Annotated in this window: 21 protein-coding genes, 1 tRNA gene and 3 pseudogenes; 14 read left to right on the top strand and 11 right to left on the bottom strand. The window is 67.6% G+C overall.

Annotated features, from left to right (window positions below; translation table 11 throughout):
• Positions 1-41 precede the first annotated feature (41 nt).
• The gene (locus JM664_RS08450) at positions 42-560 is read right to left on the bottom strand and encodes a ferritin-like domain-containing protein (protein WP_227419478.1); all 519 of its coding nucleotides are present in this window, start codon (positions 558-560) and stop codon (positions 42-44) included.
• A 253-nt stretch (positions 561-813) separates the two neighbouring features.
• On the opposite strand from JM664_RS08450, the gene JM664_RS08445 reads away from it, so the two are divergent.
• The 7 genes from JM664_RS08445 (at position 814) to JM664_RS08415 (ending at position 9,059) form a co-directional block, all read left to right on the top strand.
• Positions 814-2,376, top strand: coding sequence for a 2-isopropylmalate synthase (locus JM664_RS08445; RefSeq protein WP_227419477.1), 1,563 nt, complete (start codon positions 814-816; stop codon positions 2,374-2,376).
• Positions 2,377-2,526: 150 nt separating this feature from the next.
• The gene (locus tag JM664_RS08440; RefSeq protein WP_227419476.1) at positions 2,527-3,564 is read left to right on the top strand and encodes a rod shape-determining protein; all 1,038 of its coding nucleotides are present in this window, start codon (positions 2,527-2,529) and stop codon (positions 3,562-3,564) included.
• 25 nt (positions 3,565-3,589) lie between these two features.
• A complete protein-coding gene (gene mreC, locus JM664_RS08435; RefSeq protein WP_227419475.1) occupies positions 3,590-4,516 on the top strand; it encodes a rod shape-determining protein MreC in 927 nt (308 codons plus the stop codon).
• Positions 4,509-5,048 carry a rod shape-determining protein MreD gene (locus JM664_RS08430; RefSeq protein ID WP_227419474.1) on the top strand — a complete coding sequence of 180 codons (540 nt, stop codon included), beginning with the start codon at positions 4,509-4,511 and terminating at the stop codon, positions 5,046-5,048. The genes mreC and JM664_RS08430 overlap by 8 nt, the downstream gene beginning before the upstream one ends.
• The gene (mrdA, locus tag JM664_RS08425; RefSeq protein WP_227419472.1) at positions 5,045-6,991 is read left to right on the top strand and encodes a penicillin-binding protein 2; all 1,947 of its coding nucleotides are present in this window, start codon (positions 5,045-5,047) and stop codon (positions 6,989-6,991) included. The genes JM664_RS08430 and mrdA overlap by 4 nt, the downstream gene beginning before the upstream one ends.
• Positions 6,988-8,133 carry a rod shape-determining protein RodA gene (rodA, locus tag JM664_RS08420; RefSeq protein WP_227419471.1) on the top strand — a complete coding sequence of 382 codons (1,146 nt, stop codon included), beginning with the start codon at positions 6,988-6,990 and terminating at the stop codon, positions 8,131-8,133. The genes mrdA and rodA overlap by 4 nt, the downstream gene beginning before the upstream one ends.
• The gene (locus JM664_RS08415) at positions 8,130-9,059 is read left to right on the top strand and encodes a 2-hydroxyacid dehydrogenase (protein WP_227419470.1); all 930 of its coding nucleotides are present in this window, start codon (positions 8,130-8,132) and stop codon (positions 9,057-9,059) included. Before rodA ends, JM664_RS08415 begins: the two co-directional genes overlap by 4 nt.
• A 4-nt stretch (positions 9,060-9,063) precedes the next feature.
• On the opposite strand, the gene JM664_RS08410 is transcribed toward JM664_RS08415, so the two are convergent.
• Together JM664_RS08410 and JM664_RS08405 are read right to left on the bottom strand one after the other, a co-directional pair.
• On the bottom strand, positions 9,064-9,840 hold the full coding sequence (locus tag JM664_RS08410) for an SseB family protein (RefSeq protein WP_227419469.1): 777 nt from the start codon (positions 9,838-9,840) through the stop codon (positions 9,064-9,066).
• Positions 9,837-10,427: a uracil-DNA glycosylase family protein gene (locus JM664_RS08405; RefSeq protein WP_227419944.1), complete on the bottom strand. Its 591-nt coding sequence runs from the start codon at positions 10,425-10,427 to the stop codon at positions 9,837-9,839. Before JM664_RS08405 ends, JM664_RS08410 begins: the two co-directional genes overlap by 4 nt.
• A gap of 200 nt (positions 10,428-10,627) precedes the next feature.
• On the opposite strand from JM664_RS08405, the gene JM664_RS08400 reads away from it, so the two are divergent.
• Both JM664_RS08400 and JM664_RS08395 read left to right on the top strand, forming a co-directional pair.
• A tRNA-Gln gene (locus JM664_RS08400) sits at positions 10,628-10,702 on the top strand.
• A gap of 231 nt (positions 10,703-10,933) precedes the next feature.
• Positions 10,934-11,272: pseudogene (locus tag JM664_RS08395) on the top strand (transposase); the annotation flags it as partial.
• Between the two features lie 725 nt (positions 11,273-11,997).
• Here JM664_RS08395 and JM664_RS08390 read toward each other — a convergent pair.
• The gene (locus tag JM664_RS08390; protein WP_406675779.1) at positions 11,998-12,897 is read right to left on the bottom strand and encodes a LysR family transcriptional regulator; all 900 of its coding nucleotides are present in this window, start codon (positions 12,895-12,897) and stop codon (positions 11,998-12,000) included.
• A gap of 101 nt (positions 12,898-12,998) precedes the next feature.
• Between JM664_RS08390 and JM664_RS08385 the strand changes: the two genes are divergently transcribed.
• From JM664_RS08385 to JM664_RS18690, 3 genes and pseudogenes are all read left to right on the top strand, one after another.
• A complete protein-coding gene (locus JM664_RS08385) occupies positions 12,999-13,319 on the top strand; it encodes a nuclear transport factor 2 family protein (protein ID WP_227419467.1) in 321 nt (106 codons plus the stop codon).
• Positions 13,319-13,744 (top strand): annotated as a pseudogene (locus tag JM664_RS18695) (SDR family NAD(P)-dependent oxidoreductase); the annotation flags it as partial. The gene JM664_RS08385 and the pseudogene JM664_RS18695, both read left to right, overlap by 1 nt.
• Positions 13,745-13,769: 25 nt before the next feature.
• Positions 13,770-14,099: an SDR family oxidoreductase gene (locus JM664_RS18690; protein WP_264465589.1), complete on the top strand. Its 330-nt coding sequence runs from the start codon at positions 13,770-13,772 to the stop codon at positions 14,097-14,099.
• Positions 14,100-14,667: 568 nt separating this feature from the next.
• Here JM664_RS18690 and JM664_RS08370 read toward each other — a convergent pair.
• From JM664_RS08370 to JM664_RS08350, 5 genes are all read right to left on the bottom strand, one after another.
• Positions 14,668-14,904 (bottom strand): hypothetical protein, encoded by a 237-nt coding sequence (locus JM664_RS08370; protein ID WP_227419466.1) that lies wholly within the window; start codon positions 14,902-14,904, stop codon positions 14,668-14,670.
• Between the two features lie 147 nt (positions 14,905-15,051).
• The gene (locus JM664_RS08365) at positions 15,052-15,267 is read right to left on the bottom strand and encodes an alpha/beta fold hydrolase (protein WP_227419465.1); all 216 of its coding nucleotides are present in this window, start codon (positions 15,265-15,267) and stop codon (positions 15,052-15,054) included.
• Between the two features lie 17 nt (positions 15,268-15,284).
• Entirely contained in the window at positions 15,285-15,458 is a 174-nt protein-coding gene (locus tag JM664_RS08360) for a hypothetical protein (RefSeq protein ID WP_227419464.1), read from the bottom strand.
• 259 nt (positions 15,459-15,717) lie between these two features.
• Positions 15,718-16,056 carry a LysR substrate-binding domain-containing protein gene (locus tag JM664_RS18995; RefSeq protein WP_406675784.1) on the bottom strand — a complete coding sequence of 113 codons (339 nt, stop codon included), beginning with the start codon at positions 16,054-16,056 and terminating at the stop codon, positions 15,718-15,720.
• Between the two features lie 157 nt (positions 16,057-16,213).
• Positions 16,214-16,489 carry a helix-turn-helix domain-containing protein gene (locus tag JM664_RS08350; protein ID WP_227419463.1) on the bottom strand — a complete coding sequence of 92 codons (276 nt, stop codon included), beginning with the start codon at positions 16,487-16,489 and terminating at the stop codon, positions 16,214-16,216.
• Between the two features lie 283 nt (positions 16,490-16,772).
• Here JM664_RS08350 and nhaA point away from each other — a divergent pair, with 283 nt between their 5' ends.
• Positions 16,773-18,593 (top strand): Na+/H+ antiporter NhaA, encoded by a 1,821-nt coding sequence (gene nhaA, locus JM664_RS08345; RefSeq protein WP_227419942.1) that lies wholly within the window; start codon positions 16,773-16,775, stop codon positions 18,591-18,593.
• Positions 18,594-18,730: 137 nt separating this feature from the next.
• Here nhaA and JM664_RS08340 read toward each other — a convergent pair.
• Together JM664_RS08340 and JM664_RS08335 are read right to left on the bottom strand one after the other, a co-directional pair.
• Positions 18,731-19,551: pseudogene (locus tag JM664_RS08340) on the bottom strand (alpha/beta hydrolase).
• 37 nt (positions 19,552-19,588) lie between these two features.
• The gene (locus tag JM664_RS08335; RefSeq protein WP_227419462.1) at positions 19,589-20,479 is read right to left on the bottom strand and encodes an alpha/beta fold hydrolase; all 891 of its coding nucleotides are present in this window, start codon (positions 20,477-20,479) and stop codon (positions 19,589-19,591) included.
• Between the two features lie 88 nt (positions 20,480-20,567).
• Here JM664_RS08335 and JM664_RS08330 point away from each other — a divergent pair, with 88 nt between their 5' ends.
• The gene (locus tag JM664_RS08330; protein ID WP_227419461.1) at positions 20,568-21,671 is read left to right on the top strand and encodes a GlxA family transcriptional regulator; all 1,104 of its coding nucleotides are present in this window, start codon (positions 20,568-20,570) and stop codon (positions 21,669-21,671) included.
• Positions 21,672-21,677 lie beyond the last annotated feature (6 nt).

Genomic DNA, 21,677 nt, shown 5'->3' with positions numbered 1-21,677 from the left:
CTGCTGCTTTGGCCGGCATCGTCGACAAGCCGATGTGCTGCTCAGACGTCGGCGCGAGTGCCGCTCGCAGAGCGCGAGATGAAGGCCTGCGTGACCTCCGACAGGTGTTCCTGGATCCAGCGCGCCATCTGCTGCTCTTCTCCGAGGCTCTGCTGGAGCACCGGCACGGCGGCACTTTCGCCGGCCATGTTGGCGCTGGCGATCAGTCCGATGTAGGCGGCGATCTCGTAGTTCTCGAAGGCGTAGTTCGCAAACGAGTTCTTCAGGACCTCGTCGCCAGCCGGCATGTGACCCATGGAGGCCATTCCACCCATCGCCGACAGGAAGGCGTCCTTCATCGATGACGGTGAATGCCCTGCATCAGCGAGAATCTTGTTCAGCCGCTCGATCTGATCATTCGTCTCCGAGATGTGCTGCTGCAGCTTCCGGGAAACCTCCGGGTAATGCTCGAGGCGCTGCACCTGCGGCTCCATGATGGAGAGCGCCTGCTTCTCCATGGCATGTGCATTCTTCACGCCGACGAGAAAAACGTCGCGAGCGACGGACTGAGGGGTCATCATGGCAGTTCTCCAATTCGAGTAGCCTCGATCGGAACGCTTGCCTGCCGGACGCTGTTCCCGAGGCCGGTGGAGCACATGTCCTGCCGAAAAGCACTTGGCCTGCGACGTCAGAGGCGTATAGTCGCACGTCATGAGCATCGGTCTGCGCCTCCTTCTGCTTAGCCGCCTCTGAGCGTGCCGGCCCCCGGCGCGCGCGCTCAGGGGATGCCAGCCGCGCCGGATCGAAGAGACCCCAGCTCAGAAGGATCACGACATGACCAAGGACCGAGTCCTCATCTTCGACACGACGCTGCGCGACGGCGAGCAGTCCCCCGGCGCCACGATGAGCCATGCCGAGAAGCTCCAGATCGCCGAGTTGCTCGACGAAATGGGCGTCGACATCATCGAGGCCGGCTTTCCCATTGCCAGCGAAGGCGACTTCGAAGCGGTGCGCGACATCGCCAAGCTGGCGCGCAGTTCAGTGATCTGCGGCCTCGCGCGGGCGAACTTCAGGGACATCGACCGCGCGTGGGAGGCGGTGAGCCATGCGAAGCGGCCACGCATCCACACCTTCATCGGCACCTCGCCAAGCCACCGCGACATCACGCGCCTCGATCGGTCAGGTATGGTGGAGCGCATCCATGAGACGGTGACGCACGCCCGCAACCTGTGCGACAACGTGCAATGGTCACCGATGGACGCCACACGGACCGAGCGCGACTATCTCTGCCGGGTGGTCGAGACTGCGATCAAGGCCGGCGCGACCACCATCAACATCCCCGACACAGTCGGCTACACCGCGCCGCGAGAGAGCGCCGAGCTGATCGCGATGCTGCGCGAGCGGGTGCCGGGCGCTGACGACATCGTCTTCGCTACCCACTGTCACAACGACCTCGGGATGGCGACGGCCAACAGCCTCGCCGCGGTCGAGGCGGGGGCGCGGCAGATCGAATGCACGATCAACGGCCTCGGTGAGCGCGCCGGCAACACGGCGCTCGAGGAGGTGGTGATGGCGATGCGGGTGCGCGGCGATATCATGCCCTACGAGACCGGCATCGACACGACCCGCATCATGCAGGCGAGCCGCCTCGTCGCCACCGTCTCGGGTTTTCCGGTGCAGTTCAACAAGGCCATCGTGGGCAAGAATGCCTTTGCGCACGAGAGCGGGATCCACCAGGACGGCGTGCTCAAGAACGCCGAGACGTTCGAGATCATGCGGCCCGAGGACATCGGCCTCAACGCAACGAACATCGTGCTGGGCAAGCATTCGGGCCGCGCCGCGCTGCGCTCCAAGCTCAAGGAGCTGGGCTTCGATCTGGCGGACAACCAGCTCGGCGACGTCTTCGTGCGCTTCAAGGCGCTGGCCGACCGCAAGAAGGAGGTCTACGACGACGACCTCTTCGCGCTGATGCGGGATCAGGCGACCGACGCAAGCGACCGCATCCAGGTCAAGTTCCTGAGAGTGATCTGCGGCACCGAGGCGCCGCAGTCCGCCGATTTGATCCTGTCGATCGACGGGCAGGAGCACCGGACGACTGCGCAGGGCGACGGCCCCGTGGATGCGACATTCAACGCAGTCAAGGCGCTCTTTCCGCACGAGGCGCGGCTTCAACTCTACCAGGTCCATGCGGTGACCGAGGGGACGGACGCGCAGGCAACCGTCACCGTCCGCATGGAGGAGGCGGGCCGCATCGCGACCGGTCAGGCCGCCGACACCGACACCGTCGTGGCCAGCGCAAAGGCCTACGTAGATGCGCTGAACCGTCTGCTAATCCGGCGCGAGAAGTCCGATCCGGACGCGGACGTCAAGCAGGTCCGTTACACCACCGCGTCGTGATCCGCGGGTCCGGGCGCGCCCGCCGTCCGGACCACGCGAAAAATGGCCGAGGCGGCGGTTACGCTTTTGAAGCCCGCGGCGGACAACTATAAGAGCCCACACTCCGCGGGCAGAAGCGGATTCTCTGGGGCATGGGGCAGGACTGACGACATGGCGAGTATTGCGGGGCTGTTTTCGTCCGACATGGCGATCGATCTCGGCACGGCGAACACGCTTGTCTACGTCAAGGGTCGCGGCATCGTCCTGAACGAGCCGTCGGTCGTCGCCTATCACGTCAAGGGCGGCAAGAAAGAGGTCCTCGCGGTCGGCGAGGATGCCAAGCTGATGCTTGGCCGCACGCCGGGCAGCATCGAGGCGATCAGGCCGATGCGCGAAGGCGTCATCGCCGACTTCGACGTCGCCGAGGAAATGATCAAGTACTTCATCCGCAAGGTGCACCGGCGGTCGACCTTCACCAAGCCCAAGGTCATCGTCTGCGTCCCTCACGGTGCGACGCCGGTGGAGAAGCGGGCCATCCGCCAGTCGGTCCTTTCGGCCGGGGCGCGGCGCGCGGGCCTGATCGCCGAGCCGATCGCGGCCGCCATCGGTGCGGGGATGCCGATCACCGACCCGACCGGCAGCATGGTGGTCGACGTGGGCGGCGGCACGACCGAAGTGGCGGTTCTGTCGCTGGGCGATATCGTCTATGCCCGGTCCGTCCGCGTCGGCGGGGACCGGATGGACGAGGCGATCATCAACTACCTTCGCCGGCAGCAGAACCTGCTGATCGGCGACGCCACGGCCGAGCGCATCAAGACCGAGATCGGCACGGCGCGAATGCCCAACGACGGCCGCGGCCAGGCGCTGATGATCCGCGGCCGCGACCTCCTTAATGGCGTGCCGAAGGAGACCGAGATCAATCAGGCGCAAGTGGCCGAGGCGCTGTCCGAACCCGTGCAGGCGATCTGCGAGGCAGTGATGACCGCGCTCGAGGCGACGCCGCCTGACCTCGCCGCGGACATCGTCGATCGCGGCGTGATGCTGACGGGAGGCGGGGCGCTCCTCGGCGACCTGGATCTCGCGCTGCGCGAACAGACGGGCCTTGCCGTCACTGTTGCCGAAGAAAGCCTGAACTGCGTCGCTCTCGGAACCGGGAAGGCGCTGGAGTACGAAAAACAGCTTCGGCATGTTATAGATTACGACAGCTGACGCGGCATATCCCCTCGGGGGCGACATGGCGAGAGACACCCGCGGCATCGACTACGAAAGCCCGATCAGGCGCATCCTGATTGGTCTGCTCGTGCTGATCCTGTTCGCGCTCTTCCTGTTCTGGCGCATCGATGGGCCGCGGGCCGAGCGATTTCGCGCCGCGGTCATCGACCAGGTGGTGCCCAGTTTCGGTTGGGCGCTGGGACCGGTCTCGCGCATCGCCACGATGGTCGACAACTTTGAGAGCTACACCAACATCTACGAGCAGAACCGGCAGCTCCGCCGCGAGCTCCAGCAGATGAAGGCGTGGAAGGAGGCGGCGTTGCAGCTCGAGCAGGAGAACGCCAAGCTCCTCGACCTCAACAAGGTTCGGCTCGACCCCAAACTCACCTACGTGACCGGCGTCGTCATCGCCGACACCGGCTCGCCATTCCGGCAGTCAGTCCTGCTGAACGTCGGTGCGCGCGACGGCATCCGCGACGGCTGGGCCACGACCGACGGCCTAGGCCTTGTCGGGCGGATTGCCGGGGTCGGGCAGACCTCGTCCCGCGTCATCATGCTGACAGACCCCGGCAGCCGGGTGCCGGTTACGGTCCAGCCATCCGGCCAGCGCGCGATCCTCGCCGGAGACAACAGCGCGTTGCCGCCGCTTAGCTTTCTCGAGTCGCCGGAGCTGGTGAAGCCCGGTGACCGCATCGTGAGCTCAGGCGACGGCAAGGTCTTTCCCGCGGGCCTGCTCGTGGGACAGGTGGTGATGGACGCGGACCGGCGGCTGCGCGTGCGGCTCTCCGCCGACTACAGGCGGCTCGAATTCCTGCGCGTGCTGCGCCGGCCCGAGGGCGAGACGCCGCAGGGGCCTGTCGAGCTGCTGGCGCCACCACCGCCGGAGTTTCCCGGGCCGACGACCCTGCTCGAGCTCGGCGCCGCCACTGCGGAGCCGGCCGATGGCTGAGACGCTCACCACCCGCCGCTGGTCCTACCGCGGGCTCTACGTGGCCGTCGCGCTTGTCACGATCGGCGCCGCACTGCTGCCGCTCGGCGACGGGACGAGCGGTGTGCCCGGTCCCGAGCTGCCGGTGGTGGTCGCCTTTGCATGGATTCTCCGGCGGCCGGACTACGTACCGCCGTTGCTCCTCGCCGCCGTCGTCCTCTTGACCGATATCGTGGGCCTCAGACCGCTCGGCCTCTGGACGGCGCTCGTCGTCCTCGGGGCGGAGTTCCTGCGCTCGCGCGAGAGCCTCATTCGCGACCTGCCCTTCGTCATGGAGTGGCTGCTGGCGAGCGCGGTGCTGGTGGCGATCGCCTTCGCGTACTGGCTGGCGCTCAGCCTCTTCGTGGTGGCGCATCCGGGACTGGGATCGCTCCTGCTGCAGGCGCTGGTATCGGCTGCGGTCTACCCTGTCGTGGTGGCGCTCTCGGTCCTTGTTTTCAAGCTGCGCAAGGCGGCGCCGGGCGAGGTCGACGCTCTGGGGCACCGGCTGTGAAACGTAATTTTGCAGACAGCGCCCTCAGCGCCCGCCGGATCAACCGCCGCGCCCTGATCCTAGGTGGCGCACAGGCCGCTCTCATGGCCGGCCTTGGATTCCGCATGCGGCATATGCAGGTCGACCAGGCGGAAGAGTTCCGCCTCCTCGCCGAGGAAAACCGGATCAACATGCGTCTGATCGCCCCGGCGCGCGGGCTGATCTTCGACCGCAACGGCGTCGTCGTGGCCGAGAACGCGCAGAACTACCGCATCGTCATCGTGCGCGAGGATGCGGGCGACGTGGACGAGGTCGTGGACCGCCTGCGCCGGCTGGTGCACCTCGACGAGGCCGAACTCGAGCGCTCGCTGCGCGAGATGCACCGCCGCAGCCCCTTCGTTCCGGTGACGCTGGCCGACCGGCTGAGCTGGGAGGACATTGCCGAGGTTGCCGTGAACACCCCTGCCCTGCCCGGCGTCACCACCGAGGTCGGCCAGTCGCGCCACTATCCGATGAGCGAGGACTTCAGCCACGTCGTCGGCTATGTCGGCCCGGTCAGCGACTACGACCTCTCGCGCGTTGAGGACCCGGACCCGCTGCTGCAGATCCCGAAGTTCCAGATTGGCAAGACGGGTGTCGAGAACAAGCTCGAGCACCTTCTGCGGGGCAAGGCCGGCTCGCGCCGGATCGAGGTCAACGCAGCCGGCCGAGTGATGCGCGAGCTCGAGCGGCACGACGGCACCGCGGGGGCCGACCTGCAGCTCACCGTGGACCACCGACTGCAGAATTTCGTCCAGGCGCGGCTTGCCGGTGAAAGCGGCGCGGCGGTGGTGATGGACGTCTGGAACGGCGACATCCTGGCCATCGGATCGGCCCCCGGCTTCGATCCGAACCTCTTCGTGCGCGGCATCTCGACGACCGACTACTCGGCGTTGACCGAGAACATGTACCGCCCTCTCGCCAACAAGACCGTGCAGGGTACCTACCCCCCCGGCTCGACCTTCAAGCTCGTGACCGCCATCGCGGCGCTCGAGGCTGGCGCCGCAGGCTACGACAGCACCGTCTGGTGCCCCGGCTACCTCAACTCCGGCGGACGCCGCTTCCACTGCTGGAAGAGCGGCGGACATGGCCACATGAACCTGCACGACGCGCTCCAGCAGAGCTGCGACGTCTATTTCTACGAGGTCGCGAACCGCTGCGGCATAGACAAGATCTCCGAGGTCGCGAACCGCTTCGGCCTCGGCGTGCGACATGACCTGCCGATGTCGGCAGTGGCCGAGGGCCTGACGCCGACACGGGAGTGGAAGCGGCTGCGGCGCGGCGAGGACTGGATGCCGGGCGACACGCTCAACGCCTCCATCGGCCAGGGCTTCGTTCTCGCCTCGCCGCTGCAGCTCGCCGTGATGACGGCGCGGGTCGCCTCCGGCAGGGCGGTGCAGCCGCGGCTGGTCAAGTCGATCGGCGGCGTCGAGACCGACGTGGTCGAGGACGGCCCCCTCGCCGCAAGCGACGCGCATCTCCAGGCGGTGCGACGCGGAATGTACGCCGTCTCGAACACGAGCCGTGGCACGGCATACCGGACGCGGATCGAGGTCGAGGCGCTGCGAATGGCGGGCAAGACCGGCACCAGCCAGGTGCGCAACATCACAGCCGCCGAGCGGGCACGCGGTGTGTTTCGCAACGAAGATCTGCCGTGGGAGCGACGCGACCACGCGCTCTTTGTCGGCTACGCGCCCTACGATGCACCGCGCTACGCCGTGTCGGTGGTGATCGAGCATGGCGGCGGCGGTTCGGCCGTGGCGGCGCCGGTCGCGCGCGACGTGATGCTCGCGGCGCTGCATGACGGCGCGGTCCCGCCGCTCGAGGCCTACCCGGCAGCGCAGCGCGAGGAGATCCGCGAGCAGCAGGAGGCGCTGCCCCTGAGGCCAATGTCTGCGCAGGAGCCGGGGCGGAGCCGCGCGTGAGCTATCTCGAATATACCGTCGCGACCGTTCCCTCGGGCGCCCGCAAGATCCTCTACATGAATTGGCCGATCGTGATCCTGCTGGTCACGGTCGCCTGCACCGGCTTCCTGATGCTCTATTCCGTCGCCGGCGGATCGATGCAGCCGTGGGCCGAGCCGCAGATGAAGCGCTTCCTGCTCGGCCTCCTGGTGATGTTCGTCGTGGCGATGGTGCCGATCTGGTTCTGGCGGAACGTGTCGGCGCTGGCCTATCTCGTCTCGCTGACGCTCCTGCTCGCCGTGGAATTCTTCGGCGTCACAGGCATGGGCGCGCAGCGGTGGATCGACCTCGGCTTCTTCCGGCTGCAGCCGAGCGAGCTGGCCAAGATCACGCTCGTGATGCTGCTCGCGGCCTATTACGACTGGCTGCCGGTCGAGCGTGTATCGCGCCCGCTCTGGGTCCTCCTGCCGATCACCATCATCCTGGTGCCCACGGCGATCGTGCTGCAGCAACCGGACCTCGGGACGGCACTGTTGCTCCTCGCCGGCGGCGGGATCGTGATGTTCCTCGCGGGCGTCAGCTGGCTATACTTCGGCGCGGTGGCCGCTGCGGCGGGCGGCCTCGTCTACACGGTCCTTGCCTCGCGGGGAACGCCGTGGCAGCTCCTCAAGGACTACCAGTTCCGGCGCATCGACACCTTCCTCGACCCGGCGTCGGACCCGCTCGGGTCGGGCTATCACATCACGCAGTCCAAGATCGCGCTCGGCTCCGGCGGGCTGACGGGGCGGGGATTCATGCAGGGCACCCAGAGCCGGTTGAATTTCCTGCCCGAGAAGCACACGGACTTCATCTTCACCACGCTCGCCGAGGAGTTCGGGTTCATCGGCAGCCTTTCCCTTCTCTCGCTCTACGGTCTCATCATCGTGTTCTGCATCACCTCCGCGCTCGCCATGCGCGACCGCTTCAGCGCGCTTCTGACGCTCGGGGTCGGCGCTACCCTGTTTCTCTACTTCGCGATCAACATGAGCATGGTGATGGGCCTCGCGCCCGTCGTCGGCGTCCCCCTGCCGCTGGTCAGCTACGGCGGCTCCGCGATGCTCGTCCTGATGGCAGCGTTCGGCCTGGTGCAGAGCGCCCACGTCCACCGGCCGCGCGGCCGATGACAACGGTCCTCTTCGCCGCGAAGCCAGCGCGCTGGCGCGAGTACGAGCGCCCGCTGCGCGAGGCACTGGCCGAGGCCGGCGTGGACGTGAAGCTGACGACCGAGGCGCCGCCGGATCAGGTCGACTACATCATCTATGCGCCGAACAGCGGCATTGATGATTTCCGGCCTTTCATCCGCCTCAAGGCCGTGCTGAACCTCTGGGCGGGCGTCGAGGACATCGCGCCGAACCCGACGCTGACCGTCCCGCTCGCCCGCATGGTGGACCGCGGGCTGACGCAGGGGATGGTCGAGTACGTGACGGGTCATGTCCTGCGGCACCATCTGGGGATGGACCCGCACGTCCGCGGCCTCGGCGGCGACTGGCCGCACGACGTACCGCCGCTGGCGCCGGAGCGGAAGGTGGGCGTGCTGGGCCTCGGCGCGCTCGGCGCCGCCTGCGCCTCAGCGCTCGCCGCGCTCGGCTTCGACGTCGCGGGCTGGAGCCGGCGGCCGCACACGCTGGACGGCGTCACCTGCCACCACGGCGAGGCGGGCATGCAAGACGTTCTCGCGCGGTCCGAGATCGTGGTCCTGCTGCTGCCACTGACGGCGGCGACGGAAAACCTGCTGATCGCCCAGACGATCTCGCGGATGCGGCGCGGGGCAGTCGTCATCAACCCCGGTCGCGGCGCGCTGATCGACGACGACGCCCTGCTCGCCGCCCTTGACGACGGGCAACTTGGCCACGCCACGCTCGACACGTTCCGTGAGGAACCGCTGCCCGGCGATCACCCGTTCTGGTCGCACCCGAAGGTCACGGTAACGCCGCACATCGCCTCGGCCACGCGGCCCTCGACGGCCTCGCGCGTCATCGCCGAGAACGTGCGTCGCGGCGAGGCCGGCGAGCCGTTGCTGCACCTCGTCGACCGCGACGCGGGCTACTGACCCGCTACCTCACTCGCGGCGGCCGATCCGGATCGCGTCCCGGCGCAGCCGGCGCGGCCGCGGGTGCGGCCTTCGGCAGGTCGATCAGCATCGCCACCCGCGCCAGCCGCGCGACCAGCGGGTCGTCGCCTTTGGCGAAGGTGACGTCGACCACCCCCGCCTCCAGCCCCGAGAATGTCAGCGCCTCGCCCACCGCATGCGCCAGGGCCCGCCGCCGTTCGTCCGGTGCGTCGACGAAGAGGAGAAGCCAGCCCTTCCGCCCCCCCTCGTAGAGCGCCTCCGCAAGCCACGCCTCCCGCGCCAGGCCCCCGGCCGCGGCGAGCCGTGCCGCCAGCCCCTCGCGCAGCGTGTCCGGGACGTCCCGCGGCGGGCGCACTTCGGCTGGACGCTCGCTCACCTCCGCCGGCCGATGCAGAAGCGTGCCCGCCAGCCACGAAATAGCCTCGGGCGGGAGCATCGTCCCCGCCGGAGAAATGCCAAGGTCGAGCGTCAGTCCGGCCTCCGAAGCAACCAGCATCTGGACCAGGGCACGTCCCGAAAGCGTCGCGTGATCCACGGTCTTGGCCGCAAACTCCGCCAGCCGCTCCTCCGAAGTGAAGGCCAGGACAAAGGGATGGCCGTCATGTTCGATCGACCGCGGCGCCACCCGGCCCGCCTCCGCCTCGCCATCGAGAAGCAGATGGACCTCAGAATCGGCCAGACGCGCATAGAAGCGGAGCCGCAGCGCGTCGTCGTCGGGGGACGCCGCCATCGCCTCGAGCGCGTCGGCGAGGTCCGTCACGCCAGCGCCTCCGCCACCCGTCGTCGGAGCACCGGCAGCAGCTCCGACTCGAACCACGGGTTGCGCTTGAGCCAGGCCGTGTTGCGCCAGGACGGGTGCGGCAGCGGGATGACGTCCGGCGGTAAGTCGCGCCACGCGGCGACTGTCCGCGTGACGCCCCCCTTGGCCGCGTCGCCCAGATGCCAGCGCTGCGCGTGGCCGCCGATCAGCACGGTCAGTCGCAGGCCGGACAACCGCGACAGGATCGGGTCGCGCCAGGTGCGCGCGCAGCCCGGAGGCGGCGGAAGGTCCGATCCCTTCGCGTCGTATCCGGGGAAGCAGAACGCCATCGGCACGATCGCGACACGCGAGGTGTCGTAGAAGGTCGCCTCGTCCATCCCCAGCCAGTCGCGCAGGCGCTGGCCGGAGCGGTCCCAGAATGGCCGCAGCGCCTCGTGCACCCGCAGCCCCGGTGCCTGGCTGGCGATCAGGATACGGGCCCGGCCGCCGAACCAGACCACAGGACGCGGCGCATGGCCCGTGGCCGTGGCGGCAAATCGGTCTGCGCAGAGCGTGCAGGAGCCGAGTCGCCGCTTCAGATCACCCATGCTTTCCATCGCCGCTCTCCTACCGCCGGCTTGTCGGACCGGCAACGCCTCGAGAGGCCGTTTGGCGACTGCGCCGATGTCGCAGCTCTACGGAAGGCGGCAGTCCCCGACCTTCCACCGACGCTCCGCAGGATCGGTTGCATCACCCCAATCCGCCCCTTGCCCTCCCCACGCCGCTTCGCTAGAAGGCGCCGCACCGTTGGGGTGTAGCCAAGTGGTAAGGCAGCGGTTTTTGGTACCGTGTACCGTAGGTTCGAATCCTACCACCCCAGCCAGTCTCACTCAGCCACCACTTTCTCCACCGCCCCCGAGGCGCAGAATTTCTCGTGTGTTTCGAGGGTTGTAGAAGGCGGGCTGAATACCACGCGGCCCGCACAGACCGCCAAAATGCGTCTCTCTCCGCGAATAGTCTCTGGCGCTATATACTTCGGGATTTAGTACACGGATCTGGAAGCTCCTAATCTGCATTACTTTTTCGGGTGTGGGCTGAGCGCATTTGCATCCAGGTGGCGCATCAGGTCCGGGCGCGCTGGCCGAAGCTCGCCGCGCTCATGGACGAGAGCGAGCACGACGTCCTGGCCTACATGGCCTTCCCCGCACAGCACCGAACCAAGCTGCACTCCACGAACCCGATCGAGCGCCTGAACAAGGAGGTGAAGCGTCGCGCCGACGTCGTCGGGATCTTCCCGAACGAAGCCTCGATCGCGCGCCTCGTCGGCGCCGTCCAGTTCGAACAGAACGACGAGTGGGCGACCCAGCATCGCTACGTGCAGGTCGAGGCCTTCTCGAAGATCGACACCGGCGAGGTCGACCCCATTCTCAGCATAACGATGAAAGCCGCCTGATCATGCCCTCAGGCCATCTCGCAAATTCCACCACGTTGACGGACGTGACCGATCGCCACATCCTACAGCGACCGCCTCGTCCACCTCGTCGGCGACGGGTTCGACGCTGCGATCCGTCTCGGCGAGCTGAAGGACTCGAGCCTCGTAGCGCGGCGCATCTCCCCGGTGCGGTCGGCCCTTGTGGCGAGCCCGCCTACCTCGCCCGCGCCGGAACGCCGGAGAGCCCGGAGGACGTCGTCCGGCACGAGACGGTTCCGCACGGCGACGCGTCGTGGCGGTTCCAGCTGAAGGGCCGCACCGTCACAATCCGCCCGCTCGGGCGCTTCCTAGCCGATACCGGTACCCGCCGAGCTTGCCGCCGTGGTGGCGGGCCTCGGTGTCTCGCTGATGCCGGGCTTTCTCGCCGGCCACGCGCTCGGACGGGGCGAACTCGTGCAACTGCTGCCGGAGTGGGAGTTCCCGTGCTCGGCCTCTACGTGGTCCGGCCTCCACCTGCGGCACCGGTTCCGAACAAGGTCAAGGCGCTCACCGCCATCATGGTCGAGAAGTTCGGTGACGCAGATTGGGGTGGCCGTCCTCCTCCACATCATGAGGGGCGGGAGGCAAATATCTGACGGGACCGGCGCGGTAGGTGCGCTCGGCTTGGCTCAGCCTCCGAGGGTTGTCACCTGTGACGCTGCTGGGCGATCTCGGCTGACGTGCTCGGCCTGCAAGTCATCGCCGCGTCATCGGCGGGCAGCGATTTTGCTGGCGAGGCCAAGGAACGCGCTCATGCCAGCGGAACGATTGCGGCGTCCCGGGTAGTACAGGCAGTAGCCCGGCAAGGGCGGTGTCCAATCGTCGAGGATACGGATCAGGCGCCCGGCCGCGATGTCTGCGAGGACGTCCGGCTCCATGAAGAAGCCGATGCCTGCACCCTCCAGCGCGGCGGCCCGCGCAAGACTCGCTTCGTCGATGGTGATGCGGCCGCGAACGTCCACCTTGGTGGTCTCGCCATGTCGCTCGAAGTGCCAGCGGTAGAGCGCGCCGTTCGGCAGACGCACGCGGATGCAGTTGTGCTCGAGGAGGTCGGTCGGTACGGAGGGCCGCGGGTGGCGCGCGAAGTACTCAGGGGAGGCCACGACGGCAAAGCGCTGCGGGCGGCCGAGCGAGAGGGCGATCATGTCGCTGGGAACGAGGTCTCCGGTCCGGACGCCGAGGTCAAACCCCTCGGCGACGATGTCGACCAGCCGCCCCTCGGTAACGAGGTCGACATGCATCTCGGGATACCGGCGCAGAAACTCCAGGACGAGCGGCGAGATAATCTGCCTTCCGGCCGTCGGCGCCGCGTTGATCCGGAGAGTGCCCGAGGGCGTCTCTCGCTGGGACCGGACGCCCTCCAGCGCGCCGTGGATGTCGCCAAGCGCCGGGCCGACCTGTTCGACGAACTGACGGCCGGCATCGGTGAGCGACACGCTGCGCGTCGTCCGGTTGAAGAGCCGTACGCCAAGGCCTGCTTCCAGTCCCGCGATGGCATGGCTGAGGGCGGTCGTCGACATGCCGAGATCGACGGCGGCGGCACGGAAGGAGCCCCTGTGCGCAATGGCCAGGACGGCGTCGAGATCGTTCAATGCAAGGCGACGCATCGTCCTGTACCGTTCATCACCTCATGCCGCTCCATCCCACTTATCCGGACGATGATCGAGGAGTAATTGCTGCACACACGATGATCCGAGGAGCCGCAGCAATGAATCTTCCCGCACCCGTAGAGACGTACTTCGAAGCCGACCAGCGTCAGGACGGCGACGCCCTCGTAAGCGCTTTCGCAACCGACGCCGTCGTCAGGGACGAGGGCGCAGAGCACCACGGCGCCGCGGCGATCCGCGCCTGGTGGCTGGCGGCCAAGCAGAAGTACCACCATATCGCCGAGCCGCTGGAGATGGCCGACACGGACGAGGGCGTCAGGGTCCGCGCCCGCGTCAGCGGGCGGTTCCCGAACAGCCCGGCGATGCTGACCTTCTCCTTCGCATTGGCGGGCGACAGGATCGCCGGCCTCGAGATCGGCTGATGGAGGGCTTCCTGAGCCTCGCCGGCAAGCGCGCGCTCGTGACCGCCGCTACGAAGGGGGCGGGAGCGGCAACGGTCGCGCTCTTTCGCGACCTCGTCGCGCAGGTGCTGACGACCGCCCGCTCGCGGCCTCAGAGCCTGTCGGCGGAACATTTCGTCTCCGCCGATATGACCACCCCGGAAGGCTGCGCCACCGTCGCACAGGCGGTGCGGGAGCGGCTCGGCGGCGTCGACGTGATCGTCCACATGCTTGGCGGCCCGTCCGCCCCGGCCGGCGGCTTCGCCGCGCTGACCAAGGCCGAGTGGCGCAAGGAGTTCCACCTGAACCTCTTCCCGGCGGTCCGCCTCGACCGCGAGCTCCTGCCGGACATGATCGCGCAGGGCAGCGGGGTGATCGTCCACGTGACCTCGATCCAAGGCCGCCTTCCGCTACCGGAGGCGACGACGGCCTATGCCGCAGCCAAGGCCGCGCTCTCGACCCTTTGGCAAGAGCCTGTCGAAGGAGGTCTCGCCCAAAGGCGTGCGGGTCGTCCGCGTCTCGCCGGGCTGGATCGAGACCGAGGGCGCCGTGCACCTGGCCGAGCGCGTGGCTGCCGAGAACGGCACAGACTACCAAGAAGCGGTTCAGGCGATCATGTACTCGCTCGGCGGCATTCCCGTTGGTCGCCCCTCCCGGCCAGACGAGGTCGCAAGCCTGATCGCCTTCCTCACCTCGGATCGCGCCGCTACGATCACCGGTTCGGAGCACTTCATCGACGGGGGCACCATCCCGACGGCCTGAAGCCACTCGCCAGCACCACTGGAGCATTCTGCGTCGGCGAGGGGCCGGCGCAGACAACCGCCGCCTGCTGCACCACAGCCAGATCATCGCCATCCGCGGCGACAGCTACCGCCTGCGCGAGAAGCGCCGGTCCTGCCTCCTTCACAAGGTCGGACCGGCCCCGAACCGATTTCATGACGAAACCGGGCCAGTTCCTCGTGTCGCCACCGGACCAGTTCCCGATGTCATTTGACACCATGACCTGGAACGGGTCGTTTTGGGGCCTGGTTGGGGCTCGGAGCGGACCTGTGGCAAATCGGCGAGCCAACCATCTCCTCCGATCACAATCGAAGCGTGCGGCCCAAACCACCCTTTCGGCGATGTCGTCGCGCCCTGCGAGGTACTCGGAGCTGTAATCAGCACTCGCGGGAATCGCTGCTCCTCTTTTTGACATCAACGCTCGAAATCAGTGGCTAACGTCTCCGGCCTCCTGGCGAAGGAGGACCCAATTCCAGGCTTCCGCTGAGGATAGCTTTTAATCAGTGGGCGGAGGCAACTTGATGCGCCCGCCCGAGAGCTGAGCATTACACTACTGGATGGCCACCTTCACACCCTGAGCGGCTTCATGGATGGTGTCGGCAACCACCTGCGGCTGGGTCATGAAGACCGCGGGGCTGGCGGCCACTTCGGTCATGTCGGCACCCATCCGGTTGGCCATGTGGCGAACCATGGCGAGACCGAGGGCTTTGCCTTCGGTGGCGATCACCGCCCAGCTCGGCTTGGTGCGCCAAGCTGCATTCTCCACCGCCGTGCCGAAGACCGACATGTTGACCGGCACCTGCGAGTCGCGCAGGAAGGCCGCGTCCTCGTCGCTGGCGTCGTGTGCGAATCCGGACTTGAAGGCGTCCGGGTTGAGGAAGCCATAGCCGTCCTGCCCGATATCGATGACGAACTCGGGTGTCGCGGCAAAGCCTTAATACTGCTGGCCCGTGGTTTCGCCGGCATCCGGCGCGAGGGCCGCCACATAGACCAGGCCTGCGACATTCGGGTGCATGCCGGCCTCGGTATTGACCGTCCCGCCCCAGGAGTGGCCGACCAGCATGGTGGGGCCGTCCTGCCGGTCGAGCACGCGCCGGGTCGCCGCCACGTCGTCGGCAAGCGACGTCAATGGGTTCTGCACGATGGCCACGCGGTATCCACGGGAGGTCAGATTGTCATAGACGCCGCGCCAGCCCGAACCATCGGCAAGGCGCCGTGGACCAGCACGACGTTCTTCACGGCCTGATCCGCCGGAATCAGACCTACTGCGTGAACGGCCGGCGCCCACGAGTCGGCTGCTGCGGCAGTTGCGGCAAGCACGGTTTTGGTGACGATGCTCATCTTCCAACTCCTTTTTCTCGCGATGACTGTTGATCGCGGAAAACAGGATAATTTCGCCGAGCATTCGCCACTACTGATGCAATCCGAGAAGCAGCTAACGCGTTTCGTGGAGCTGAAATGGCGCCGCAAGGCGGCGCGTTGCGCGCGCGCACATACGCGACGACCAGTTCGACCAGAAGGTTCAGGCCGAGCTCTTCTGGAGCCTGTCAAGAAAAACACGGAGCTTCGGAAGGACCTGCCGCCGCGACGGAAACACGGCTCAGATCGCGAGATCGCGCGGCGCCGCACCCAAGATCGGCATGGGAACAAGCCTCCCGCTCGTGACCTCGTCCTGAGCGTCCCAGGCGGAGAGTTGCGCCAATCCGCGCCCGCAAACGCAAGCCGACAAGAATCCGTCAACGCTGCTCGACGAGAAACGACCGCTCACCGGTACCGATCGCTCCATGCCATCGATGACGAACTGCCAGTGGGTGGAGTTGGTCCACGTCAGGCATTGATGATCTGCGAGATCCTCGATGGTATGGGGCGCGCCGTGCCGTTCCACGTACGAAGGGGCGGCGTAGATCAGCTTGGGATTGTCTGCGACCCGCCGAGCGATGAGACCCGAGTCCTTGAGTGGCGCAATCCTGATCGCGAGGTCCCGCCGGACGCGACGATATCGACCATGGCATCGTTCATGTCGAGATCGATCCGGAGTAGCGGGTTTTCGTTTAGCAACTCGTGAATGATCGGCATGATCCTCTTGCGGCCGAGGGTCACGGGCGCCGTGGCTCGAAGCAACCCGGTTGCGCCGCCCTCTGTGGGACTAAGAGTCGCGCGCGCAGCTTCCTGTGTATCGAGAATCTCGCATGCGAACGGGAGGAAGCCCTCGCCCTCGGCGTGAGCGCCAGGGACCGGGAGGTTCGGTGGAGCAGGCGGACCCCGAGGTCTTCCTCCAATGCAACCAAGCGCCGGGTGGTGGACATGGCTGTCAACCTGAGGTGCCGGGCTGCGGCGGAAAGACTGCCCTTCCGCACCGCGCAGATGAACACCTCCAGTCCTCGGCGGTCGATTGGGCCGCCTCACTCAATCAGTGACAAGCCCAGCACTACAGGCGAATGGCGAGCAATACATCATGATCCTGATCAGGTTCGGAGTTTCCGGGGGCCGACGCTCCCGCACCTGCTCCTATATCTGGAACCCGCGATCATTGGCCGGTGAAGCTCGCTGGTGCGGGCCGATCTACGTTTCGACCTCGACAGTCGCGGGTCACATTTCCACTAATCCACCTGGATCGAGCGGCGACGCAAAAGCAGCGGAGACGAGAGCGTGACCATGAACCCTTCCCGCCGCCTCAGTCCGCACGTGGACGACGCGCGCGACCACGTGCTCGGCCCGGCGGACGCGCAGATGACGCTGGTGGAGTACGGCAGCTACGCCTGCCCGCATTGCCGGGCGGCCAACGAGGCGCTGGCTGCGCTCCGCGACCGCTTCGGTGAGCGCATGCGCTACGTCTTCCGGCATCGCCCACTGACGGACAACGAACTGGCGCGACGCTCGGCGGAGCTGGCGGAGCGCGCTCCGCCGGAGCGCTTCTGGAAGATCCACATGGAGCTGATGACCCGTTCCTCTACGCTGACCGAAGAGGACCTTGCTGCGGTTGCCGCCGAACAGGAGCTGGACCCGTTCGACGCCGCCGAGGCGGACCGTGCGCGGGCACGCGTTGAGGCGGACGAAGCCGGCGCCCGCGCCAGCGGCGTGAGATTCACGCCAACGTTCTTCATCAACGGTCGCCGCTACGACGGGCCGTGGGACGAGACATCGCTCGGCGAGGCGATGCTGGGAACGCTCGGCCATCGCGTTCGCGCCGCGGCGCTCGACTTCGCGAGCTGGGGTCCTTCGGCAGGCCTGCTCCTGCTCCTGGCGACGCTCATGGCGCTCGTGCTGTCGAACTCGCCGCTCGGGCCCGGATTCGAGGCGTTCTGGCACCGCGAGCTCGGCATCAGCCTCGGCGACTGGAGCTTCGGCATGTCGCTGCACCACTGGGTTAACGACGGGCTGCTCACGATCTTCTTCCTTGTCGTCGGACTGGAAATCAAGCGCGAGTTCACCGTGGGGCATCTGGCCAACCGCCGGTCGGCGGCGCTGCCGATCGCCGCCGCAATCGGCGGCATGGTGTTTCCGGCACTCCTCTACCTTCTGATCATCCCTGACGGTCCTTTCGCGCGCGGCTGGGGCGTGCCGATGGCGACCGACACCGCCTTCGCCATCGCTCTCATTGCCACGATGGGCCGCCGGGTGCCGCTGGAGCTGCGTGTGTTTCTCACGGCGGCAGCCATTGTCGACGACATCGGTGCCATCCTGGTAGTCGCGGTGTTCTACTCAGACGGGATCGTGATCGGGTATCTCGCCGCGGCGGCCGCGATTGTCGCGGCGCTGGGATGCCTCAGCCGCGCTCACGTCTACATTGTCCTCCCCTACGTGCTGGTCGGCGTCGCCCTCTGGGTGTGCGTCTTCGCCGGCGGGCTGCATGCCACGCTCGCCGGCGTCCTGCTGGCGCTCTTCATCCCGACGCGCCCGCCGCCGAACCTGCGCGCGCTCATGATGCAGGCCGACGCCATCCTGATCGAGGAGGCGAAGCACGGCGGCGAGGCGCTGCGCCACGGGCCGTCATTGCCGGCGCTGCACGCGCTCGATGCGATCCATGACCGCCTGGAGTCGCCGGCGGATCGCCTGCTCCGTCACGCCGGCGCGCGCTCGAGCTACGTTGTCCTGCCGATCTTCGCCCTGGCCAACGCGGGGGTGGTGCTGTCCGCAGACGTCCTCAGCGGCAACGGGGCGCTCGTCCTGGCGATCAGCGCAGGCCTGGTGCTCGGCAAGCCGCTGGGATTGCTTGCGGCATCGGCGCTCGCTGTGCGGATGGGCGTCGCTGAGAAGCCGGGCGCCTACAGCTGGCGTCAGCTCGCCGGCGCGGGGTCTCTCGCCGGCATCGGCTTCACCATGTCGCTCTTCATTGCGGGACAGGCGTTCCCGACCGAGACGGACTTCGCCGCCGCGAAGCTCGCGATCCTGTCGGCATCCGTGACGTCCGCGGTCATCGGCACGCTGCTTCTTTGGAGCGCGAAGGCGCCGGACGCGGACGAGAGCCCGGATTGACGCACGAGGCCGATGCCGCGGCGCCGCAAAGGCGAGCGCGCGGCTCGGGCAAGTCGAATGGTCTCACGTCGAAAGACTTTGCCCATGCGCGCGGGCCTGCTGCCGACGTAAGACCTTGCCGCTTTGCCGCCGGACCTTCAGGCGCCCAGTTTCGCGCCGTCGCTTTCGGAATGGGCGCTCGCCGGCAGGCGTGCCTCGATCCAGCCGACGATATCGGCCAGCACCTCCTCCTTGCCGATGTCGTTAAGGAGGTCGTGGTAGTGCCCCTCGTAGAGCTTGAGGGTCTTGTCCGCGGAGCCGGCGTGTTGGTGGAAGTACTCGCTGCCCCGGCAGACCGTGGCGCGGTCGTCGGTGCCGTGCAGGATCAGCACGGGCAGGGTGATCTGCCCGAAGCTGTCGTGCAGCCGCTCGTCGGCGCGGACCAGGGCGGCGACGGTCGCGGCCGGCTGCTTCTCGTCCTTCGTCAGGGCGTCGGCCTTCAGTGCCGCGACTGCCTCCGGGTCCCGGCTGAAGTCCTCCATCTTCAGCGCCAGCACGCCGAGCCTCGGCGCGACGTGGCTGAGCCCCTTGATCGCCGACAGGACGAAGCCCGGTGCCGGCACCTGGAAGGCGAAGCTCTCGCAGATCAGTCCGTCGATCTCCTCCCCGTGGTCGAGCGCGTAGGTGCAGGAGACGACGCCGCCGGCGCTGTGGCCGAGCAGGTAGACCGGCAGGCCCGGATGCCGCTCCTTCGCGATCCCGATCAGGCCGCGCACGTCGGCCACGTACTCGGCGATGTCCTCGACGTAGAACCGCTCGCCTCCGACTTGCCGCGCCCGCGCAGGTCGACAGCGAAGACCGCGAAGCCGCGCGAGACGAGCTGCTCGGCAGTCCAGGCATGCTGCCCGCCGTGCGAGTTCACGCCGTGGCAGATCACGACGACGGCCCGCGCCGCGCCCTGCGCCTCCCACGACCGCATGTGGATCCGGACGCCGCCGGCGCTGGCAAAATCTTCCTCACGCATGTTCCTCGCTCCTCTTTCCCTGTGCGCCGCTGACCGGCTCGCCCCGCACGAAGGCGAGGAGGTCGGCGTTGAACGCGTCCTGGTGGGTGGTGGGCAGGCCGTGGTCGCCGCCCTGATAGATCTTGAGGATCGCGCCCGGCACGATCCTCGAGCTCATCATCGCGGAGGCGCCGATCGGCACGATCTGGTCGTCGTCGCCGTGCACGATCAGGGTCGGCACGTCGATCCGCCTCAGGTCCTCGGTGTAGTCTACCTCCGAGAACTCGCGGATGCAGTCGAGCTGGCCCTTGAGCCCGCCCATCATGCCCTGCAGCCAGAACGACTCGCGCACGCCTTCGGAGATCTGCGCGCCGGCGCGGTTGTAGCCGTAGAAGGGCAGCGTCAGGTCGCGGAAGAACTGCGCCCGGTTGTCGTAGGTGCCCTTGCGGATGCCGTCGAAGACCTCGCGCGGCAGGCCGCCCGGATTGGCCTCCGTCTTGAGCATCAGCGGCGGGACGGCGCCGACCAGCACAATCTTGGCGACCCGTGCAGTGCCGTGGCCGCCAACGTAGTGCGTGACCTCGCCGCCGCCCGTCGAGTGGCCGACCAGCACAGCGTCGCGCAGATCGAGCGCGTCCATCAGCGCCGCAAGGTCGTCGGCGTAGGTATCCATGTCGTTGCCGTCCCAGGTCTGGTCGGAGCGGCCGTGGCTGCGCCGGTCATGGGCGATCACCCGGAAGCCCTGGCCGCCCATGAACACCATCTGCGCGTCCCAGGCGTCGGCGGTCAGCGGCCAGCCGTGGGAGAAGACGACCGGCTGCCCGGTGCCCCAGTCTTTGTAGAAAATTTGAGCTCCGTCCTTGGATTTCACCTTCGGCATGTGCGTGTTCTCCAGGAGGGACATCAGCGTCCCGCGGAAATGCTTGCCCCAACGGAAGCGCGATGCAGACTGCCGGAACCGACAAAGTCCGAGGCGAATCTGACAATGGCTGGTGGACCCGCCGGCCGAGATCGCCGTTCTGCACTATCCCGGCGCGCAGCTCTCGGCGCTGCACGGGCTGACCGACGTCTTCGGCATCGCCAGCGACCAGTCGCGCCTGACGAGCGGTACGACGGCCCCGATGCTGCGGGTGAGCCATTGGTGCCCCGAGACCGCAGCCGGACCTGTGGTCAAGACCTACGACACGCACCCCCAGCTCCCCAACCGCCCGACGGTGGCGATCGCCGGGCCAAGCCTTCGGGACCTGCCCGAAGACCCCGAGATGCTCGACACTCTCGCGGCATGGCTGAAGGAGCGCCACGTGGAGAGCTGCATCGTGTGCTCGGTCTGCTCGGGCGTCTACCTGCTCGCGCGCTCGGGCCTGCTCGACGGCCGCGCGGCAACGATGCATTGGTGCCATGCCGAGGATCTGGCCACGCGCTTCCCAGCCGTGCGGATCGAAGCCGAGAGCCTGGTCGTCGACGACGGCGACATCATCACCGCCGGTGCGGTGATGGCGTGGACCGACCTTGGCCTCAGGATCGTGAACCGGCTGCTCGGCCCGACGGTCACGGTAGCTACGGCGCGCTACATGCTGTTCGATCCTGCCGGTCGTGAGCAGCGCCACTACAGCGGCTTCGCGCCCCGCCTCGGCCACGGCGACGCCCCCGTACTCCGCGTGCAGCACTGGCTGCAGGCGATTGGTGCTCGCGACGTGACGGTCGCGGCGATGGCCGAGCGCGCGGGGCTCGAGCAGCGAACGTTCCTGCGGCGCTTCCATAGGGCGACGGGGCTCAGGCCGACGGAGTATTGCCAGCACCTCAGAATCGGCCGCGCCCGGGAGATGCTGGAGCTGTCGGGCCGCAGCGTGGCGCAGGTGGCGTGGGAGGTCGGTTACGGCGACGAAGCGGCCTTCCGCAGGGTCTTCCGAAAGGTCGTCGGATTGTCTCCAGGCGCCTACCGGCTCCGCTTCGGGCCGGAATGGGCGGACGCTTCGCTCGCTGTCGCATCAGCCGGCATCGTCGCGGCCGCCGCCGGTCCGGCCGGACCTGCCGTCTCGGACGGCGTAGAGCTTCGCGCGGACGAGGCACTCGCGGCGTCTCCAGCACCATCGTAGAGGGAG

The sequence above is a fragment of the Roseitranquillus sediminis genome (assembly GCF_016918935.1).
Lineage (GTDB): Bacteria > Pseudomonadota > Alphaproteobacteria > Rhodobacterales > Rhodobacteraceae > Roseitranquillus > Roseitranquillus sediminis.
Note: the sequence above shows the minus strand (reverse complement) of the source record. Positions and strands in the feature narration are given on the sequence as shown.

Bases quoted from the DNA above. Each gene is read 5' to 3' on its own strand.
- mreC (WP_227419475.1), top strand. From the start codon at position 3,590: ATGGCGAGAGACACCCGCGGCATCGACTACGAAAGCCCGATCAGGCGC.
- JM664_RS08415 (WP_227419470.1), top strand. From the start codon at position 8,130: ATGACAACGGTCCTCTTCGCCGCGAAGCCAGCGCGCTGGCGCGAGTAC.
- nhaA (WP_227419942.1), top strand. From the start codon at position 16,773: ATGAACCCTTCCCGCCGCCTCAGTCCGCACGTGGACGACGCGCGCGAC.
- JM664_RS08405 (WP_227419944.1), bottom strand. From the start codon at position 10,427: ATGGGTGATCTGAAGCGGCGACTCGGCTCCTGCACGCTCTGCGCAGAC.
- JM664_RS08450 (WP_227419478.1), bottom strand. From the start codon at position 560: ATGATGACCCCTCAGTCCGTCGCTCGCGACGTTTTTCTCGTCGGCGTG.
- JM664_RS08430 (WP_227419474.1), top strand. From the start codon at position 4,509: ATGGCTGAGACGCTCACCACCCGCCGCTGGTCCTACCGCGGGCTCTAC.
- JM664_RS08360 (WP_227419464.1), bottom strand. From the start codon at position 15,458: ATGAGCATCGTCACCAAAACCGTGCTTGCCGCAACTGCCGCAGCAGCC.
- JM664_RS08440 (WP_227419476.1), top strand. From the start codon at position 2,527: ATGGCGAGTATTGCGGGGCTGTTTTCGTCCGACATGGCGATCGATCTC.
- JM664_RS18690 (WP_264465589.1), top strand. From the start codon at position 13,770: ATGCCGCAGCCAAGGCCGCGCTCTCGACCCTTTGGCAAGAGCCTGTCG.
- JM664_RS08390 (WP_406675779.1), bottom strand. From the start codon at position 12,897: ATGCGTCGCCTTGCATTGAACGATCTCGACGCCGTCCTGGCCATTGCG.
- JM664_RS08370 (WP_227419466.1), bottom strand. From the start codon at position 14,904: ATGTCGGTCTTCGGCACGGCGGTGGAGAATGCAGCTTGGCGCACCAAG.
- JM664_RS08385 (WP_227419467.1), top strand. From the start codon at position 12,999: ATGAATCTTCCCGCACCCGTAGAGACGTACTTCGAAGCCGACCAGCGT.
- JM664_RS08335 (WP_227419462.1), bottom strand. From the start codon at position 20,479: ATGTCCCTCCTGGAGAACACGCACATGCCGAAGGTGAAATCCAAGGAC.
- JM664_RS08445 (WP_227419477.1), top strand. From the start codon at position 814: ATGACCAAGGACCGAGTCCTCATCTTCGACACGACGCTGCGCGACGGC.